Here is a 19893-nt window from a genome sequence, read left to right as displayed (position 1 = left end):
ATAACTAAAAGCCATATGCGTCAAAATTATAAACGCCTGTTTATAGCATTATTTGCTGTTTTATCTATTTCTGCATCATTTTCTCAAAAAAATGAAATGGTGAAAATGGTAAAAAATGAAAAAGAAAAGAAGATAGATATTTTTATTGGTCAAAAGCCTTTTACAAGTTTTTTATATCCTGACAGCCTCGAGAAGCCGGTTTTATATCCTATTCATGCAGCTAACGGCACTACTGTTACACGCGGATTTCCTGTTAATCCGCAACCGGGAGACCCGACAGATCATCCACATCATGTTGGTTTATGGCTCAATTTTGAAAATGTAAACGGACTTGATTTCTGGAATAACTCTTATGCTATTCCCACAGAGAAAAAAAGCGGGTATGGATGGATAAAAACAGATCGCATTATTGAAACGAAAAATGGCGCAAAAGGAATTTTATCGTATCACGCCAACTGGACAAATCAAAAAAATGATATTCTTTTACAAGAAAATACACGTTTTGAATTTAGTGGGAACGAACATCAGCGAATTATAGACAGGATAACTGTATTAAAAGCAGATACTCTTGTTACTTTTACTGATGCCAAAGACGGTTTGCTTGGGTTGAGATTAGCTCATGCTCTTGAAATACCGACAAATGAAGATCAAAAATTCACCGATGACAAAGGCAATGTTACAGTAGTAAAAGGCGGAACAGATAAAATACCCAACGGAAATTATATTACCAGTGAGGGCAAACAAGGTAATGATGCCTGGAGCACAAGGGCAGTATGGTGCAAAGTCTATGGCAAAATGGGAAATGACTCCGTAAGCATTGCTATCATCGATCATCCCAAAAATCCTAATTATCCAACTTTCTGGCATGCGCGCGGTTATGGTTTGTTTGCTGCGAATCCCTTAGGAGAAAAAATCTTCACAAATGGAAAAAGTGAAAAAAATCTAACACTTAAAAAAGGAGAATCTGTAAGTTTTCGTTTCCGCATATTAATAGAAAATGGAGCTACAACAATTTCCTCTGAGCAGCTGAATAAACAGGCAAAGGAGTTTGCAAAAGAATAGTTTGAGACTTTTTGGCCTGATTTTGAAAACGGTGGTCGCTGAAATTGTTTAACGTACTAGCCTGAACCGGCTGTATTTTGCTACGGGTTACTTTCGCTTTAAACAGCTTAAAACCGCACTATGCGGCTTCACGATTTATATCGTTGACAACATAGTACAATGATTAATGAATACAGGTAATTTTGATAAATTAAGGTATGAAGCTTTATGTGAATTAGCCAAAGGTGATTATAAAGCGTTTTTGTACGACTGTGATGGAACGCTTGCAGATAATATGCTGGCACATAAAGAAACTTATGTAAAAGTTGCGGCAAATGCAGGTGTAACAATTTTGCCTGAAATAATAGATGAATTTGCGGGCCTGCCTATACCGGCAGTAGTGGAGGAAATCAATAAAAGGTATAACAGTAGTTTTAATCCAACTGAGTTTGAATCTCTAAAATCCAACTTATTTTATAACGAGTTTATTGAGAAAACGGAACCAATACATTTCGTGGTAGATCATTTAAAGGCAAACGCGGTAAAATATATGATCGGTGTCGTATCGGGAGGATCAAGAAAAATGATTCAAAAGACTTTGGAGGTATTAAGAATTGATGGTTTAGTGGATGTGATGGTCTGCGCGGGTGAAACCCCTCACGGTAAACCGTATCCTGATCCTTTTTTATTAGCTGCAGAAAAACTTGGTGTTGAACCAAGTGACTGCCTGGTTTTTGAAGATGGGGATGCTGGAGTAAAAGCCGCCAAAGCAGCAGGAATGAAATGGATAAGGATTGATAAAATAGTTTAAATAATTTTATAAGAAAAAATATAAAAATTGTTTAAGGTATACAAACTGAATTGCAGTGCAGCTTCAATTTCATAAACGTTGTCTTTACATTTAACAACTTTTGTGTATGTATTCATAACCACTATTTGTTCGTATTAAAATTTTTTATAAGTATGCTTTTTTGTTTTCTTAAAAGCATACTTTCCATATTTAAAATATTAAATTGATAAGTAGCGTGAAAAAATTTTATTTTTTTAGTAAAAAGAATTTGGCTTTAAGATCTACCGCGCGTTTTTCTATATGTATATTAATTGCCACTCTGCTCACTTACCTGCCACTCTCAGCGCAGGATTTTAAAACTATCGCATGGGGCACGGCCGCGGGGCAGCCGATTGCCACGCATGAAGTCCATGGGGAAGTTGTTAACGGTAAACTGTATATTTTCGGAGGCTACGATGTTGCAAAACAACCTAAGTGGACACCAACTAAAAAAGCATTTGTATACGATCCCATAGCAAATACCTGGACTGCCCTCGCAGATTTGCCTCATACTCCTAACGGACAAGGTTTTGGCGGCATTACTCACGTTGGTCTTACCAACGATGGTACCAACATTTACTTTGCAGGTGGTTATACTTCCAATACCGATGGTACGGGACAACTTTTCGGGACCAAACAGGTTTGGAGATATAATGTTGCCACCAATACTTATACTAAGCTTCCTGATTTACCACAGGCTCTGGCGGCAGGCCAATTGCGATATCTGAACGGTAAAATTCATTATATGGGAGGTGCAAATTTATCGCGGGCAGATGTGGGCGTACATTATGCATTAGATCTAAATAATCTTGCCGCCGGCTGGAAGTCCTTAGCTCCCCTTCTTAATCCTAGTAATCATGGGGGCTCAGCAGTGTACGGAGGTAAAATATACTTCGTCGGTGGAGCTCATCACCAGGATGATAATGCGGTCACCCAGAAAACTATTGAGGCCTACGACGAAACAACGAACACTTGGACCAAATTAGCAGATATGCCCACTGCACGTGACCACATCTCCTCATCGGTTATAGTGGCAGGAGACCGCATTCTTGTTTTGGGAGGTGAAACTTCTCATAATGTAAAGAGTAGCCTCGTTTCCGCGTTTTCACCGGCAACTAACACATGGGCAGAGCTTACTCCGTTACCTACATCCAAATCTGCCGGCGTTGCTGTTTTTTTAAAAGGCAATGTATTTTATACCTGTGGTAATTTTTCTAAAACCAATTACAAAGGAATTCCCGGAAGTCAGAATATTACACTGTCTCCCCAGGCTGACGCGTTCGTTCGTAATGGAAGCTTTGCGTCAACAAATTATGGAAAAGATACTTCTTTAATTGTAAAAGGTGCAACGGCTAGTGGTTATACAAGGTCCTCTTACCTTAAATTCTCCTTAAGCAATATCAGCAATGTATCTTCTGCAAAATTGCGTATTTATGGCTATAATGTTGAGAATACAAAAAGTATTAATGTTTCTTTATTCGGTGTTGGTAACGATGCATGGACAGAAAGCGGAATTACTTATAACAACGCTCCGGCTGCATCTACCGCGCCTCTAAGGTCTGTAGGTATTAACAACGTGGCAAAATATTATGAAATAGACGTAACCGATTTTGTAAAAACGCAATTTACCGGTGATAAAGTTGTAAGCTTTTTATTGAAAGACGCGGCAAACCAAAATAGTAATCTTGTATTTAACAGTAGAGAGAGAGCAAAGAATAAGCCTCAATTAATTATTGTATCAACTGCAAATCGTTCAATTGATAATTTTAATAATGGTGCAGAGATAATAACATCAACTGAAGATATTCATCAAATTAATAAAAATTTTATAAAGCCAATTGTTTATCCAAATCCTTCAGATAAAAGATTTAATATTAAATTCCCTGCTGACTATGCAGGTAATTGCTCCCTGGCAATTGTAGATCTTTCTGGTAGAATTCTTAATATTGGTAGCTATGCAATACCATTGGGAGGATCAACAGTTACTATTGATATCTCAAAATTTTCATTGCGCTCCGGAATTTATGTATTGAAAATAAATTCAGCTACGAAAAGCGAGGAGATAAAATTAATAGTTCAATAGTAATTGAAAAAATAATCAGAAAGAGCCATTTGTCTAATAACTGAACAGAGGCAAAGATTCTGAAATAAAAAATACAATCTGGATTGCAGAAGGTATGAATTGAAACAGAAGCAATTTGTTTTTCATTAATTTTTCTGCCCTTATACAATTTCTACTAAAACAAAAATACCAGAACAAAAATTTTGCATCTATTTTGTTGCCGAGGTTTGTATTGTTAAGACTTTATCATTACCGCCGTTTGAAACATCAACCTGTCCATCTTTTACTGTGGTTGTTTGCAACAATTGTCCTGTTACTACATCTGTCCATATTGCCTGATATAATCCTTTTGGCAGGTTTACAATTAGTTTACCGGGAGTTGTAGCCATTGGTTCGTAATACACAATCCATAGCGAGTGCCCGTTACTTAGTGTCTCTGTCATAGCTCCTGACGCAGCTGTTATAAAGGAATTGTCAGGTTTCAATTGAATATAGTTCAGCCTCTCAAAAAATTGTTTCAGGTTGCTGAGTTGTTTGCGAAAGGCTTGGTTGCCTCCTCCCGGTGCGGTATAGGTTGCGTCTTGCCCGTTTTCAAAACCTACAGAAAAGGAATAATCAAGCTGGTTAAATAGTCCACCGCCTGCCATTATAAATCGCCATGCCTGGCGCCGATATGTTTTGTTTTCCCTGCCAGCAAAACCAGTTTCATTAAAACCAATTACTTTATTCACGTAAAAGTTTTCTGCAACAGCTTGCGGAACGGTATAGTGAAAGTTAAAAATAGAAATGTTAGGATCGGGATTGGTGATCGGGTAGTGGAAATTGCTGATATTTTGAGAGATAAGATGTTTATTTGGCAACTGATTTTCTTCCTCTTTTATCCACTGTGCAACCTGCCGCTGCCAATCATTCGATTTTTTTGAAACCACTTGTATAGTCGACCGCCAGTCTGCGGTATCGGCATATTCATCGCGCACAAGAACGGTATCTGTTTGTGATGCCCATGGCTCGTTTTGTATTTCAAAATAAAAATTATTGAAGCGATTCAATTCTTTGACAATTTTTCTTACATACCGTTGCTGGTAATTCAATATGTTGCCATTGTTTAAAGTGTTTGCTAAAGCAGGAGCAATACTGTCTGTTTGGTTAATATTGTTTTTTGTATTGAAGACACTGTAATTCCAGCCGTTTTGGTAGTAAGACGAAAAAAGGTTGACTTCTACAATTACCCCGTTTCGATCTGCTAAGCTCATAAAATCCTTTAACCTTTGAAAATACGAGTCATCCCATTTGGTGAGGTCAAACTTATTTCCGCCTAATACAAAACCTGCACTTTCACTTCTTTGCCATGGCAAGACTAATCGGCCTTCTGCCGGGGCGAGCGTATTTTTTTGAATGCCAAAGTCCCCTTGTTTTTCAATATAAGCACCCGTAAAAAGACGGGTTAGATTAAGCTCTTCCTGGCTCAGCGTTTCGAGGTATTTTGTATAATTAAAGTCAAGATTAATTACGGAACCATAATGCTCGCCAGAACCGATGAGAACGGTAGGTTTATTCTTATAAAGAAAATAATGAGGATTTTGAGGATGTAATTGTAACACATCTTTTTTTTGTGCAAAAAGTACGTTTCCTATAACTAGCAGTAAAGTAATTGATACAGTAAATATTTTCAAAACAGCATGGTTTAATAGTGATTTTGCCTTCAGTTTTTATAACAGTTTAAAATTAATCTTTCACACTAAAAGAAGTCAATAATAGTTGTCGTGATTTTTTTTATTATGAACAAATTTTTGGTAAGAATCATTTTTCTTCTATTATAATTACACCCCATGGTTCCAGTTTTTGCTGACTGGCTTTTGTTATATTTTTACCTGAAAGCAATTCTTTTCCATCCCGATATGGATATGTGAAGAGTTTGGAATTTGCTGAATAGTTGAAATAATAATGAACTGTTTTTCCATTTTGGTTTACTCCTGTTTTTGTTACAAGCGGAAAATGAATTTGCTGATCCAATCCCTCCAATCCTGCTTTGTTTATTACATCGTGCAATAATTTTTCCATTACAACATTTCCTGTCATGCAACCTATATATGTCGCCAGTCCTTTGCCATATTTATTTTCTGTTATAGCTGCATATTTCCCCCATACCGGGTGATCATAATATGCTAGTACCTTAGCTGTTGTCGGAGTGATTAACTCCATCCATGTTTTTACAGCGTTATTTTCTTTTCCAACTTTATATGGGTCATTTTTTAAAAACACATTTTCCGGAATAGTAAATTGATTGTAATAAATGCCACATGCTTCATTAATAATACCGGGTTGTTTTGTTGTTCTTACTTTTACATTTTCGTCTGAAAAACCGCTTTTATAAGTATAAACAATATGACCGCCATTCTTTACAAACATGTTTAAACGTTGTAATAAAGAGTCGGGTGCTGCATATAAAAGAGGGACAATGAGAAGTTTGTAATTTTCGAGATTGGTGCTTGAAGGATCAACAAAATCAACCCCGACATTCATCTTATATAATCCATCGTACATCTGCCTCAAGACATCATTATAACCTTCCTTAGCTCCATAGCCAAATCCATACGCCTTAAAGGCGGTAAGTGCTTCGTTGCTAAAGAGAATTGCCACATTATTTGTCTTTTTTAAATTAACTAAATGAGAGCTAAGTCTCTCAAAATCTTTTCCAATTGTTTTTGCCTCATTGTAAACAAGGTTGGGTTCAAAGTCATGACTCAATACACCTTTCCAATAGGTTTCTGCAGAATTATGAATCGAGTGCCAGTGCCAGTACTCAACCATATTGGCACCTGAAGCCAGATGGCTGAAAGCCTGCAGCCGTAACTGGCCAGGGTAGGGAGTCCATTGAGGGAAACCCTGTGCTTCGGTTTCTATTACCAAATAATTTTCACCTCCTTTCATTGAGCGGGCAACATCGCCACCAAAAGAAATCTCTGTTCCGGTTAGCTGGTCTTGTGAAGGGTGATAAATATCGACACCAGCTACATCTAATGCTTTGGCGGCTGCAAAATGGTCAACGTCAGGCTGAATGCCAAAAGAATACCCCCTCCACTCAAAGTCAAAATTTTGGGTTACAAATTGGTTTGGATGTTTATACTCATTTACAATAGAAGCTTGCCAGGCAAGGTAATCAGTAACAAGCTTTCTTTGAAATTTTGAAAATTCTGCAGCAAGACTCGCATTGATCGTTCCTTCCATAGATGGAAAATCTTCCCAGCTATTTATCCTGTTGCTCCAGTAATCGAGTCCGAATGTTTTGTTGATTGTATCAAGCGAGTTGTACTTGTCCTTCATGTATTGTACAAACAGTTTCTGCACGTTTGGCCCGCTTGTATTATAGTGTTTTGTTTCATTGTCTACCTGGTAGCCGATAATAGCCGGGTTATCTTTTACGTGTTCCATTATTTTCCTGATAATCCTTTCAGCGTAGACCCGAAAATCGGTATTGGTAATATCCATATTTTGCCTCGCGCCATACTTATTGCGGCCTTCCAGCGTGGTAGCCAATACATCACGATGTTCTCTAACCAACCACGTTGGTACTGCGTACGTAGGCGTGCCAACAATAACCTTTATTCCTGCTTTGTGCATAGCATTTAAGACCCGGTCAATATGCGAAAAATCAAACACCCCATCCTGTGGCTCTACTGTGCTCCACGTTGACTCGGCAATCCGTACTACATTTATTCCTGCTTCTTTCATCATTTGTATATCCTTGTCTAACCTTTCATAAGGCATGTACTCATCATAGTACGCGACTCCGTATAGAAGTGTTTCCATTGTAAACTTTTGGGCAGATACAAACTGAGCCAGTAAGAAAAAGGATAAAAGAGAAAAGATTTTCTTTATCGGAAAGTGAAGGCTAAACATAATGATGAACAATTCGGTAATTGCCTGAAAAGATAATTTAAGTAATTGGAATAACAACTTTAGTAAGTTATTTTATGTTTAGTACATTAGTATTTGAAAAACAGTAATCTTTAAGCGTTTTCTCTTAAGCTCTCTTTATGAAAATCTTTATACCTTTTGTATTTTTTAGTGTAATATTTTCTTTTAGCACATTTGTTTCAGCGGGGCAAAGTATCACTAGACCTGCTGATAGTATTTACACTTATGCAGACGCTTCTTCCGGAGGCATAGGTAAATTTTATTTAGGCAGAGAAATAGCGCACATCGTTAGTTCATCAGCAACTACATGGCTTGACAGGCCCGACAGGGAACAGGAAGAAAACGCAAACTTGGCAGTGCAAAAAATGCCACTAAAAAAAGATGATGTTGTGGCAGATATCGGTGCTGGCACAGGATACTATACTTTTAAAATTGCTCCCCGGGTACCACAAGGTAAAGTATATGCCGAAGATGTACAGGATGCGATGATAAAACGACTAAATGAAAAAAAACAGGAACTTAATATTAAAAATGTTGAGGTCATCAAAGGAACAGACACGGCAGTAAATCTTCCAACAGGGTCTGTTGATCTGGTAATAATGGTAGATGTATATCATGAGTTGGAGTATCCCCACGAAACTTTACAATCGATAAAAAATGCATTAAAAAAGAATGGTAAAATTCTATTGATTGAATATAGAGGTGAAGATCCGAATGTGCAAAGAAGCCTGTTACATAAAACAACAGTAAAACAATTAAATAAAGAGTTAGCAGCTAACGGATTTACATTAACTTATCGCGGAGAATTTTTACCTATACAGCATTTTCTTATATACCAGGTAGATAAGAAGCGTCGATAAGTTAATGGAGGTTTAGTTTTATAATTTTAAACATATTAACCCTTTTTCAGGGTATATTTTTTATTCACCTTTCTGCTGTTGAAGTACCTGTTAAGTTCTTCTTCTGTCATATCGTTTGTGATCTCAATGGGTACGTCAATTAACTGAAGTTGGCTTTGTTTCAGTTCCTCTCTGATCTTCGTCATCTTATCAAGTAAATTAGGGTCTTTCTCGCCTACGAGTTTATTATCCTGTACAATGTATTCAAGACGCTTAATTGAAGAACGAACTAAGGTAGCTTGGTTTTGTTCGGCGTTTTTAGGTGGTGCCGATGCTTCTTTTAAAGGAGTTAAAACCAAACCGACACTTGGCAATATAAGGCCCGTACGCTTTGTCTGGTCGTTATCAGAGGTCGATAGAACTGTTCCGCTCAGCGCTGCTGATGCCGCAGTAAGATCAAATCCGGTTCGTGTCCTCTTTGTTTTTTTAATTGTTCTGTCTAGCTGTAAAAAGGTATACTTCAGCTTGATGATATAAGAGTTCATATCGTGTACCAGCTGGTTATACTGTTCTACTGCAAGCGGGTAATTCAAACCATTTCTTACGATAATTTTTAGTACGGCTGTATCCTGCATTTTAAATTTGGTAGAGCCTATAAAACTTACAACTACTTGTTTTCCTTTTCCCGTATCTGTTTCTTTTACAAAATCATATGAAGGCGTCCATTTAAATTCGTCGTCACATTTTTGAACAGGCGAAAACTGGCCGATTGGAATACTGGTAAGAGTCATTATATTTTCGAAAGGAAAACTTCCCGCTTCACACAAAACTTTAAATCTTAGTGTATCTCCTTCCTCAATATACACAGTTCCGCTTACTTGTGGCTTTAAATCAGAAGGAATGATTTCTGTATTAAAAAAAACAATAGAAAAAGTTGTGTCTACTCTTTCCTTTGGGTTTGCAAGGTTTTGTATGCCGATAGTTACCGTATAATTATAGTCATATTTAAGCCTGCCCGAAAGAAAGTAAGATTTATCAGCTTTAAAACTTAGTAATCCATTATCCTTATTCAGCCGTAGGCCTACCGGCGCATTTTTTAAAAACCAGAAAGAATTAGGTAAATCTTTATTGATCTGGAACTGGTAACTAAGGGTTGAGTCAACATGAACTGAAAAAAAAGGATTGACATTTATGATACGTAGAGTTGTATCGGTAGTTAGTGAAGAATCAACATTTGCCCTTGTGCTTGTGTCTGTTGCTGTAAACTTTGCAGAATCGGTACGTACATTTTGCAAAGTATCGGTTTGAGCAAAACTTAACAAATACATCGCGCAAAATAAAAAGCTAATCCATAATTTTTTCATGTATAGGATATGATATTTATATAGGTTGCAATATTAAACAATAATAGAGAATGCGCGATGGTTACTTATGCAAAGGGTTGATTTTGATTACAATTTTTAGAAGCTACAACTGCTTGTGAAGTGTATAGAGTAAAAATACCGAAGAAAAAAGTTACACGAACAGCAGCTTTATAGCCTAAAAATTCGTCTATTATAATAGTAACATATTTATGTGATATTTTTTTTAAAACGAATTAAGATAATGTCAGACAGGCGGTAAAAAAACAGGATAAAGTTTAAAAGGTTGAAAAGTACAGTTAGTACATTATTTCTATCAACAATTTTTCACACCAATATGCGATTGTATCCTCTTTTTTATTAGGGCATTTTTGTAGTGTCAAAGACATACGCCTGACTGAAGATTGAAGTTACAACATGACCAAAGATTGCTGCAATGATTTCAATAACTTTTAACAATCGAATGAATATGTCTTGAGTCTTATCAGTTATTAAAAATTTAATTTATGAGAAATAATACTACATATGTAAGAAGATTTAATGCAGGCACACCAAAAAGCGGTGGATTTAATACGGTTCGCAAAAGGTCTTCATCAAACATTTCAACCAATTACAAAATGATGTTGGAATTGTATTGCATTAACAAAAAAGAAGTTTTGGCAAGAAGGCAGTTAAAGTATCAAAGGCTACATGAACGCAGGTCAGCCAGCACTACATCTAAACCAGCCTTTTCATTATCAGCAGCTATTGTTTCCTTTTTTGAAGAAAGTTTATTCTTACTTAAGAAACCAAAACCTCAAGTTGTTATGGCAGCAGTTTCAGAATAAAGATGCTTCTGTACCTCCTTATCTGCTTTTTAACACAAACTCTTATACAGCTCCCATAGTTGTATGTATGAAGATAATTTTTTATCAAATATCTACAGGTATTTTCTATTGATCAATAGGGGACATCTGCCATTTATTGCTTCATAACAGATAAATACTTACTGGTCTCCCCAGGGTAAATAGCAATAACATGAGACCGTAAAGTTGAAGGAGAATTGTTCGCTTTACCTTCCAACTGTAGTGTTAGCATTTTAGATTCTTTTTGTGGCATGTGACAATCAATACAATTTTTTGTTATCTGATTTCCCAGTGTCGGCGCCATTTTACAAAAACTTCCTTTGTCATAATTATGGCAATTCATACATTTTTTCGAAAATAAGGCCACGTTCCCTCTTTCCTGTTGGTGAGTGTTATGACATGTATTACAAGTCATAGTATTGCTCATTCGAAAACACTTGCTTGCTGAAAGGAGTGCGTATTGATTATCATGCACCTCCACATCGTGCATTTGTACTGCTGCTGTTTGTCGTTTAGAGCCTGAAAGAGTGTCGCCCGGAGAAAAGCTGAATGCGGGCTTTTCACTTTGCCTTATACCACCATGGCAAAAACCGCACAGATCAAGTTTTTGTTGCCGGGTAAATGAAGACAGATTGTCTATAAATTTTCCTTTGGTCTCACCCTGGTGTTGCTGATGATATACAACATGTTTATTGGCCGGTCCATGGCAGCTTTCGCACTGCACACCGTACAATATTTGATTGCGATCATATTCCGGAGATGTAATATTTTCACCTGGTAAGGTTTTGAAGTATGTGCTGTGACACTCAAGGCATCGAGCAGAAATAGCTCTTGTGTATTGAGGCTGATAGTAAGGAAAGCCTGGGCTATTAGCCCAGGCTTTAGCTGATGTAAAAAACGAAATGGGCAACTGAATGAGACGGTTCTTTACCCACGATAAATAAGATTGCCCTCTTGTGCCCGAACCAATAATTATGTCAAATTTGTAAGCCTGCTGTTGGTGAAAATTTTTATCATACCCGACCTGGTATAAACCGCTATCCCTCTCTTCCATTGCAACTTTTGAGTAGTACGAATATGAAAAAACGTTTTCACCTCTGTTAAAACTTCCAAGAATTGTTTCTTTGGTAGCTGCCTGTGATGTATGAAAATGCGCAGTATTTATAAAGCTTTTATACAATTCACTGTGGCAATTTTTGCATGCAGAAGAGCCGGCAAATTGCTCGCCTGAATTATTTGTGATAACAACATCCTTTTTATTATTGTTAATGCATTTTGTAAAAAAAGCAATAGATACAATGATAACAGCAATTAATCTCAGCTTTTTAGACGTCAAAATTATTTTCATAAAAAGCTTTTTCAATAAAATCCATAAAAATTAATTGCGGATTGGAATACTGTATTCCATACATAAAGACTCTGAAACTTACAGTCGATCAAAGTATGTGAAAGCGTTTTATGAAGATCTTTTTAAAGTTAATCGTTTAGTGGTTTAACCATTATATTTTTAAAGTACACTTTACTTTTAGGATCATGACCTTGTAATGCGAAAGTGCCGTCTGAGATAACTCTTCCAGCCATATCCGCCGGCCGTTGTACATTTTCTGGCTCTGTATAGTCAACAACAGTTTTGTCGTTTATTTTAATGATCACTCTTTTTCCCTCAACCTTAATGTATTCTGTAAACCATACGTTATCCTTAACGTATACTTCTTTTACATCCTGAACTGAATATAAGCTGCCGGTTCTGCGCCAATCTGTATGTGAATTATTTACCTGCACTTCATAACCTTTAGATGGCCAGCCGCTTTCCTGGTATTGTGTATGAAAGTATATGCCTGAGTTAGAGCCGGGGGTTGTCATAACATCAGCTTTGAACTCAAAATTTTTAAAGTCGTGGTTTTTTACATCTCCCATGTAAAAAAGGTGAGCTGTTTCACCATGGGCGACAATTGATCCGTTTTCAACTGTAAAAGTTGCTGCATTTTGACCTACTTTCCAGTTGTCGAGCGATTTGCCATCAAATAAAGAAATCCATCCACCAGGTTGTTGTGCAAAAGCTGAAGAAGAAATGAGAAACAAAGCAATAGAACAAAAGCTAATAAGTTTTTTCATGTGTACATTTAAAAGATTAGAAATAATAATTTTTATAAAACTACTATTTTTTCACATAGTACCCCGCTTATCAGGAAGATAGAAGTTTCTCAAAGTTCGTTTTTTTCATTAAAAGGTTTCGATGCTATGTTAGCAGAAAAACGGTTTTTTTCTATGAAGTCTTGTAGGCGAACAAAAGTTGGAGGGGAATTCACAGAATGCCTACTGTTGAATTTCGACTTTGGTAGTTTTTGGTGACTGAATAACATCCTCGATAAAACCAGGTAATGAGAAAGTTATTAAAAAAAAGTTCCCTTTATTGCCATATATGATTTCTGGCAACAAAGAGAACTAATAGACTTGAGCTTGATTATTTTAAAAGCTGAAAAAATAAAATTGCTATTGAATTTTTTAGTGTCCACCAGCCGGATGCGCTGAAGAATTGCTTCCGCTGCCACTACCTGTGCCACTGCCTGTATTACTTCCCCCGGTACCTGTGCCGCCTGTTCCGCTTCCATTACCTGTGTTGCTGCTTCCTGAGCCTGTGCTGCCTGAACCGGTTGTGCCGGTTGAGCTTCCGCTTGTTCCGCTGCTTGCTGCACCGGTTCCTGAACTGGCTTCACCAGTTTGATTATTTGCGCCGGTTCCTACTCCGCCATTTCCTGTTGCCCCTGATTGATTTTCCATGTGGGTAGTATCAGGCATGGTAGACCCCGTTCCACTACCTGTGCTACTGCCTGTGCTACTACCTGCACTTTCTGAACTGGTGGCGGGACTGTCTGTCGTACTTGTAGCGGTGCTACCAGAGTTGCAGGCGCCTAACACAAATAACAATGCGCTTCCAAAAAGAACTTTTTTCATAATTATTTTTTTAATTAAGATTTTTTGTTGTCTACGTGCTCCAGTTAGTATTATTCTCAATTATCCTGCCACCGCTTTTTTCAATAAACAACCTTCTCAGTTGGAAAAATTATCAAGGGTTTTTTTTATATCTCATTTCAAAATCTCACATTTTTGATATGATTAGTAAATTAAATGTTGTTATCGAAATGTATAGTTACATTCATTCCGTAAGTATTGAACCTTATCACGCTAATGACGAAAAAACATTTCACTGACTATCTAATAGGTTTATTAAGCAATGAAATGGGAGTGATTTTACCTATTACTAATAATTGACAAGACTGTAGTTTGTCTGAACCAATAATTATCTTCTAGAATAGTCTTTTAAAATTTGCATTTTTGCGCAAGCTAACACCATTACAATGAGTATAAAAGTAATTGCTTTTGACGCCGATGATACCCTTTGGGTCAATGAACCATACTTCCAGGAAACCGAACATAAGTTTTGCCAGCTTTTAGAAGATTATCTTCCCCAACATACCACATCGCGCGAACTCCTGCAGGTGGAAATACAAAACTTGTCTCTTTACGGTTATGGTATAAAAGGTTTTATGCTATCTATGATTGAAACCGCCTTAAAAGTTTCAGATAAAACGATTGAAATTGGCGTAGTAGAAAAAATAATTGAGTATGGCAAAGAATTATTGGCCCGGCCTATAGAACTTTTTGAAGGCATTGAAGAAGTTCTGAAAAAATTAAAAGACAGTTATCGTCTGGTCGTAGCGACAAAAGGTGACCTACTGGACCAGGAGCGCAAATTGAAAAAGTCGGGTATCGAACATTATTTTCATCATATTGAAATTATGTCTGATAAGGGTGAATCAGACTACCTTAAACTGATTAAACATTTAGATGTAAAACCTGAAGAGTTTTTGATGATAGGAAACTCGATTAAATCTGATGTTTTACCTGTACTTAGCATTGGTGGTCACGGTTATCATATACCTTATCATACTACCTGGTCACATGAGTTGGTTGAACATACAATAGAACACCAGAACTTTAGGCAGCTCAATGATATTAATGAATTATTTAACCATTTGCAGTTATGAAACAGAAGTTGAATCTCGACGACTGGAACAGGAAAGACCATTTTAAATTCTTCAACCAGTTTGAAGAGCCTTTTTTTGGGGTGACTGTAACTATTGATTGCACAACTGCCTATACAATGGCAAAAGATACGCGCTCATCTTTCTTTTTATTCTATTTATATAAATCCCTTGAGGCTGCGAATAAGACCAGACCTTTTTTGTATCGCATAGAAGGCACCGATGTAATTGTTTATGATCAGGTAAATGCTTCGCCCACAATTAACAGAAATGATGGAACTTTTGGATTTGCTTATATAGATTATTATGAAGATTACCAAACGTTTTATAAAGAAGCACAAAAGGAAATAGATAAAGTTCAAAGTACTTCAGGACTAATTCCTGCAGTTTCTGGTGAAAATGTTATTCATTACTCTTCCATTCCCTGGCTCAATTTTACATCTTTATCACATGCCCGTGCTTTTGCCTTTAAAGACAGTATTCCAAAAATTTCATTTGGCAAAATGACCATTGAAAACGGTGTTAGAAAAATGCCTGTATCTATTCATGTTCACCACGGACTTATGGATGGCTACCACGTGGGCGAATACGTAGATTTATTCCAGGAGTTAATGAATAAAATATAATATCTTTTTTTACCCTGTTTTTTTGCCACCTTTTCTGTTCTCACAATAAAAAAAGAAAAAGACTAATTCAGTAAAAAGAATGCATTTTCTTTTGTCTTGATTCTTTAGATAGGGAAAACAGAATGATGTGAAAAATTTGGATTTCACCCAATCATGCTTTACCGTAAATACGCGTAGCCCGTAAGTAAACATTAAACCTCTTCCGGTAATTTTAATTTCTTTTTACCATTCATCCATAATTTCTCTCATTTCATACATACCGCTCTTTTACAATACTCTTTCTTCTGTCATATTTGAGATATAAAATTTAAAAACTCCATTTACAAATCTATTGTATGACACCAAAATTTTTTACTTATCTGCTTACGTTGATGCACTTAAAACGCTTTTTTATAAAGCCAGTATTAACGGCTTTTATTTTATCTGCTGTTTTCGGCTTACAAGCGCAGGATGTTTTAGTCGGTTTAACCTCCAACGGTGGGCCGGAAGGGAAAGGCACCGCTTATTCTATTAAAACAAATGCTACCGGTTTTTCCATTTTGAAGGCTTTCGTTGACTGGGGTTCATCGCCAGTCAGCAGCCTTGTAAGGGGTACTGACGGCAATCTTTATGGCATGGCTTCCGAAGGTGGAAGTTATGGTCATGGTACTATTTTTAAAATGACGCCCGGCGGAACAATTACCATTTTAAAAAATCTAAATTTATATGTTGATGGAGGATATCCCAAAGGCAGTTTAATACAAGCTAAAGACGGTAACTTTTATGGAATGACCAGCAGCGGAAGCATTAATAATGGTGGTTGCATTTTTAAGATCACTTCTTCGGGTACTTATACCATCATACGTAGCCTTAGTGTAAATACTGATGGGGGCCGTCCACAGGGGCATTTAATACAAACCGCAGATGGCAACTTTTACGGTATCAATTATGCCGGTGGTGTTTATGGCTACGGAAATATTTTCAAAATGACACCTTCCGGGCAGTATACTGTATTAAAATCATTTAATAAAACCGACGGTGGCCAGTCATATGGCAGCCTCGTACAGGCAGATGATGGGGCATTTTATGGTATGACCTACCTTGGTGGAAAATATAGTTATGGTGTTATTTTTCGCATTACGTCATCGGGAAGTTATACAGTGATAAGGCATTTGAACGCTACAGACGGTGTCTATCCTTCAGGTGATCTAATCCAGGCAAAAGATGGTTACCTGTATGGTATGGCTCCTTCCGGTGGCAATTATAACGGAACTATTTTTAAAATCAATACTACAGGAACATCTTTTAAAGTATTACGTGCTTTGTCTCCTTCTGTGGAAGGGGGAAACCCTAAAGGCAGTTTATTACAGGCATCAGATGGCTTATTGTATGGTATGACATACAGCATGAGTGGCGGCTATAGCGGATCTGTTTTTAAAATGACCTTATCAGGTGCGGTGACAGTTATTAAAAAGTTGACAAATGCAACGGATGGCGGTTATCCTATGGGTAGCCTTGTACAAACTCCTGACGGTTTGTTGTATGGAATGACAAACGCAGGCGGTAAAAATACACACGGTACAATTTTTAAAATCACCTCTTCCGGTTCACTTACTGTGCTTAATCATCTTAATGGTGCCACACAAGGCAATCTACCGCAGGACAACCTGGCTGTAGGAAATGATGGCGCTTATTATGGTGTTACAAAAAACGGGGGTACATACGACTTCGGTACAATTTTCAAAATTTGTGGTGGCGTTACTACCGTTCTCCGCTCATTTAATCGCAATGTTGATGGAGGCAATCCTCAAGGGGGACTCCTAAAAGGCACTGATGGCAATTTTTATGGTATGACAGAAAGCGGGGGAAGCTATAGCAGTGGGACAATTTATAAAATTACACCCTCTGGACAGTTTACTGTACTACGTCATTTAAAAGGAACAACAGATGGCGAAAGTCCGAGAGGAACTTTGGTGCAGGGCAAAGATGGACTTTTATATGGAATGACATATTCCGGTGGAACTGGCGCCAGCGGTACTATTTTTAAAATATCAACTACTGGTACGTTTACTGTTTTGCGCAACCTGGTTTACTCAACCGATGGTAATGCTTCAGAAGCAGGCCTGGTGCAGGGTAAAGATGGTGCATTTTACGGCATGACCGGTTATAATACCCGCTTCTTTAAAATAACATCCGGCGGTGCCTTTTCAATCTTACGCACTTTGGCTTATAGCACTGATGGTAATAATCCTTCAGGCAATTTAGTGCAGGGGACTGACGGTGCGTTTTATGGAACAATGAGTGGAGGAGGTACTTATAGTGGTGGTGTTATTTTCAAAATCACAACTGGCGGTGTACTTACCAAACTGCGGCAACTTAATCCTTCTACTGATGGCAGTTACCCCAAAGGTGGCTTAGTGCAAGCTGCGGACGGCTACTTTTATGGAACCACAAGCGCTGGAGGAACCTACAAAACCGGTACTATTTTCAAAATATCTTCAGGTGGTTCTTTTTCGGTACTTCGTCATTTAGATATAGCAAAAGATGGTGGCACTCCTTTAAGCGGCTTGATAATCGCGCCTAAAAATACCCTTGTTGCCAACGCCCAAAGCCTTACCATTTCAGAAGATGCATCTAAAGCAATTGTTTTGTCTGGCTCTGGTGGCTCACCGCTTACCTTTACTATTGTCAGGCAACCCAAAAATGGTTCAGTAACTTCTGGTACATCTGCTAATCGAACTTATACGCCAAACGGAAATTATGCAGGTAAAGATTCGTTTGCCTTTACTGCCAATGTTGGCTGTATGGCATCTGCTCCTCAATGGATTAAAATAAACGTAACAGCGGTAAATGATGCACCGGTTTTGGCGCCGATTGGAAACAAAACCATTGCAAAAGGTGCAACGTTGAAGTTTACAGCAACAGCAACAGATGACGATGCAGGTCAAACTAAAACTTTCTCGCTTCTAAATGCGCCGGCAGGAGCTTCAATAAGTGCAACAACCGGAGCATTCTCATGGACGCCCACAGCAACCGGCTCTTATACTTTCAAAGTTAGAGTTGCAGATAATGGCTCTCCGGCGCTGTACGATGAAGAGCAGCTAACAGTTACCGTTACCGCTACACTTACTGCCGGTATTGCTGCTGCAAGACCTTCCTCAGAGGCGATGTCTGTAGAAACAAAAACAACGGTATCTCTTGAAACAAAAATATATCCTAACCCGGTTACAGATAGATTTACTATAACATTTAATATACCTGTTACACGGATAACGGCTATAATAACAGATGTACGCGGCTCAGTAATAAATACTACAAGCCAACAGCTAAACAAAAACAATAAATTGGAAATGAACGCTGCTAATTTAAAAGCGGGAACATATTTTATACAGGTACAAACTGAGGTTGGAAGGCAAACCTTGCAATTTATAAAAATGTAAAAAATAATAAGGTGTTAAGAATAAGTTTCTTAAAAAAGTGGGTATTATGCCCACTTTTTTATTGATGATTGTTATAGAGAAATAACGTATGTCTTGGAGAAATATAAATATTTTGCTATATTTATTTCAATATATTTAAATTGAATACCTACAAACCTATAATGGAAAAAAATCCAATATTAATCATCGATGACGATTTAGAAGATTTGGAGTTAATTTCTGAAGCATTTAAAGAGTTGAAGATAGAAAATGAATTAGTATGTTTTGATGAAGCAAAGAGAGCTTTAGACTTTTTGAGGAACTCTGATCGGCAACCTTTATTTATTCTTTGTGATGTTAATATGAATTCTATAAACGGATTTGAATTTCGACAAGAAATATATGATGATGTAAAACTTAGATTAAAATGTATCCCTTTTTTATTTTTATCAACTGCCGGAAATCGCCATGACATTACTAAAGCTTACAATCTCTCCGTTCAGGGTTATTTCAAAAAACCAGATTCTTATATTGGTATTGTAAATATGCTCAGGAGCATTATCCAATATTGGGATTATTGCCAGCATCCTAATAGTAAAGAATTGAGAAATAATTAAAAATTGTGTGCAGTTGCAAGTCTTTTTTGCCCCAGGCTGTTGTGTACCTTTATAAATCTTACAAAGAGAATCTTTATATTTTTTAGCAAAACAACCTTAGTTCTTTTTTATGTTGTTAAATAGAGCCTGTTCTTCATTTATATCTCGTCTTTTTTAAGAAGTCATATCGTCAGAAAAAAGTAAATAACTATGTATTTATATATTTGATTCGCTAGCTTGGTATTATGTAGAATTGCTATAGAATTAAATACCCATTTCTTAAATCTTTTGTTATCAAACGTTCCATTCTAACTAATTCATCTGAGGCAAAT

General features: G+C 37.1%; 15 protein-coding genes. 9 read left to right on the top strand and 6 right to left on the bottom strand.

Features of this window, described 5'->3' with window-relative positions; translation table 11 throughout:
- Window positions 1–15 precede the first annotated feature (15 nt).
- The 3 genes from B154_RS0102215 to B154_RS30460 all read left to right on the top strand — a co-directional run bounded on the left by B154_RS0102215 (window position 16) and on the right by B154_RS30460 (window position 3953).
- Window positions 16–1062, top strand: a complete 1047-nt coding sequence (locus B154_RS0102215; protein WP_018611514.1) for a DUF6807 domain-containing protein — start codon at window positions 16–18, stop codon at window positions 1060–1062.
- Window positions 1063–1228: 166 nt separating this feature from the next.
- Window positions 1229–1852, top strand: a complete 624-nt coding sequence (locus tag B154_RS0102210; RefSeq protein WP_018611512.1) for an HAD family hydrolase — start codon at window positions 1229–1231, stop codon at window positions 1850–1852.
- A 247-nt stretch (window positions 1853–2099) separates the two neighbouring features.
- Window positions 2100–3953, top strand: coding sequence for a CBM96 family carbohydrate-binding protein (locus B154_RS30460; protein ID WP_157580366.1), 1854 nt, complete (start codon window positions 2100–2102; stop codon window positions 3951–3953).
- 188 nt (window positions 3954–4141) lie between these two features.
- Here the strand turns inward: B154_RS30460 and B154_RS0102195 are convergent, their stop codons facing one another.
- Window positions 4142–5605, bottom strand: coding sequence for a hypothetical protein (locus tag B154_RS0102195; RefSeq protein WP_018611506.1), 1464 nt, complete (start codon window positions 5603–5605; stop codon window positions 4142–4144).
- Between the two features lie 127 nt (window positions 5606–5732).
- Complete coding sequence (locus B154_RS0102190) at window positions 5733–7742, bottom strand: beta-galactosidase (protein WP_026259902.1); 2010 nt, start codon at window positions 7740–7742, stop codon at window positions 5733–5735.
- 227 nt (window positions 7743–7969) lie between these two features.
- Between B154_RS0102190 and B154_RS0102185 the strand changes: the two genes are divergently transcribed.
- Complete coding sequence (locus tag B154_RS0102185) at window positions 7970–8710, top strand: class I SAM-dependent methyltransferase (RefSeq protein WP_018611502.1); 741 nt, start codon at window positions 7970–7972, stop codon at window positions 8708–8710.
- 35 nt (window positions 8711–8745) lie between these two features.
- On the opposite strand, the gene B154_RS0102180 is transcribed toward B154_RS0102185, so the two are convergent.
- Window positions 8746–10053, bottom strand: a complete 1308-nt coding sequence (locus B154_RS0102180) for a hypothetical protein (RefSeq protein WP_157580363.1) — start codon at window positions 10051–10053, stop codon at window positions 8746–8748.
- A 503-nt stretch (window positions 10054–10556) separates the two neighbouring features.
- Here B154_RS0102180 and B154_RS0102175 point away from each other — a divergent pair.
- Window positions 10557–10877, top strand: a complete 321-nt coding sequence (locus B154_RS0102175; RefSeq protein WP_018611498.1) for a hypothetical protein — start codon at window positions 10557–10559, stop codon at window positions 10875–10877.
- 133 nt (window positions 10878–11010) lie between these two features.
- Here B154_RS0102175 and B154_RS27435 read toward each other — a convergent pair whose 3' ends face one another.
- From B154_RS27435 to B154_RS0102160, 3 genes are all read right to left on the bottom strand, one after another.
- Window positions 11011–12243: a multiheme c-type cytochrome gene (locus tag B154_RS27435; RefSeq protein WP_018611496.1), complete on the bottom strand. Its 1233-nt coding sequence runs from the start codon at window positions 12241–12243 to the stop codon at window positions 11011–11013.
- Between the two features lie 128 nt (window positions 12244–12371).
- Window positions 12372–13010: a 3-keto-disaccharide hydrolase gene (locus tag B154_RS0102165; RefSeq protein ID WP_018611495.1), complete on the bottom strand. Its 639-nt coding sequence runs from the start codon at window positions 13008–13010 to the stop codon at window positions 12372–12374.
- A gap of 390 nt (window positions 13011–13400) precedes the next feature.
- Window positions 13401–13850 carry a hypothetical protein gene (locus tag B154_RS0102160; protein ID WP_018611494.1) on the bottom strand — a complete coding sequence of 150 codons (450 nt, stop codon included), beginning with the start codon at window positions 13848–13850 and terminating at the stop codon, window positions 13401–13403.
- Between the two features lie 404 nt (window positions 13851–14254).
- On the opposite strand from B154_RS0102160, the gene B154_RS0102155 reads away from it, so the two are divergent.
- The 4 genes from B154_RS0102155 to B154_RS0102140 all read left to right on the top strand — a co-directional run bounded on the left by B154_RS0102155 (window position 14255) and on the right by B154_RS0102140 (window position 19582).
- A complete protein-coding gene (locus B154_RS0102155; RefSeq protein ID WP_018611493.1) occupies window positions 14255–14944 on the top strand; it encodes an HAD family hydrolase in 690 nt (229 codons plus the stop codon).
- Entirely contained in the window at window positions 14941–15567 is a 627-nt protein-coding gene (locus B154_RS0102150; RefSeq protein ID WP_018611490.1) for a chloramphenicol acetyltransferase, read from the top strand. The genes B154_RS0102155 and B154_RS0102150 overlap by 4 nt, the downstream gene beginning before the upstream one ends.
- 335 nt (window positions 15568–15902) lie before the next feature.
- On the top strand, window positions 15903–18986 hold the full coding sequence (locus B154_RS0102145; protein ID WP_018611489.1) for a choice-of-anchor tandem repeat GloVer-containing protein: 3084 nt from the start codon (window positions 15903–15905) through the stop codon (window positions 18984–18986).
- 161 nt (window positions 18987–19147) lie between these two features.
- Window positions 19148–19582: a response regulator gene (locus B154_RS0102140; RefSeq protein WP_018611487.1), complete on the top strand. Its 435-nt coding sequence runs from the start codon at window positions 19148–19150 to the stop codon at window positions 19580–19582.
- The last annotated feature ends 311 nt before the right edge of the window (window positions 19583–19893 follow it).

The sequence above is a fragment of the Segetibacter koreensis DSM 18137 genome (genome assembly GCF_000374045.1).
Taxonomy (GTDB): Bacteria; Bacteroidota; Bacteroidia; order Chitinophagales; family Chitinophagaceae; genus Segetibacter; species Segetibacter koreensis.
This window is presented reverse-complemented; position numbering and strand designations above follow the sequence as displayed.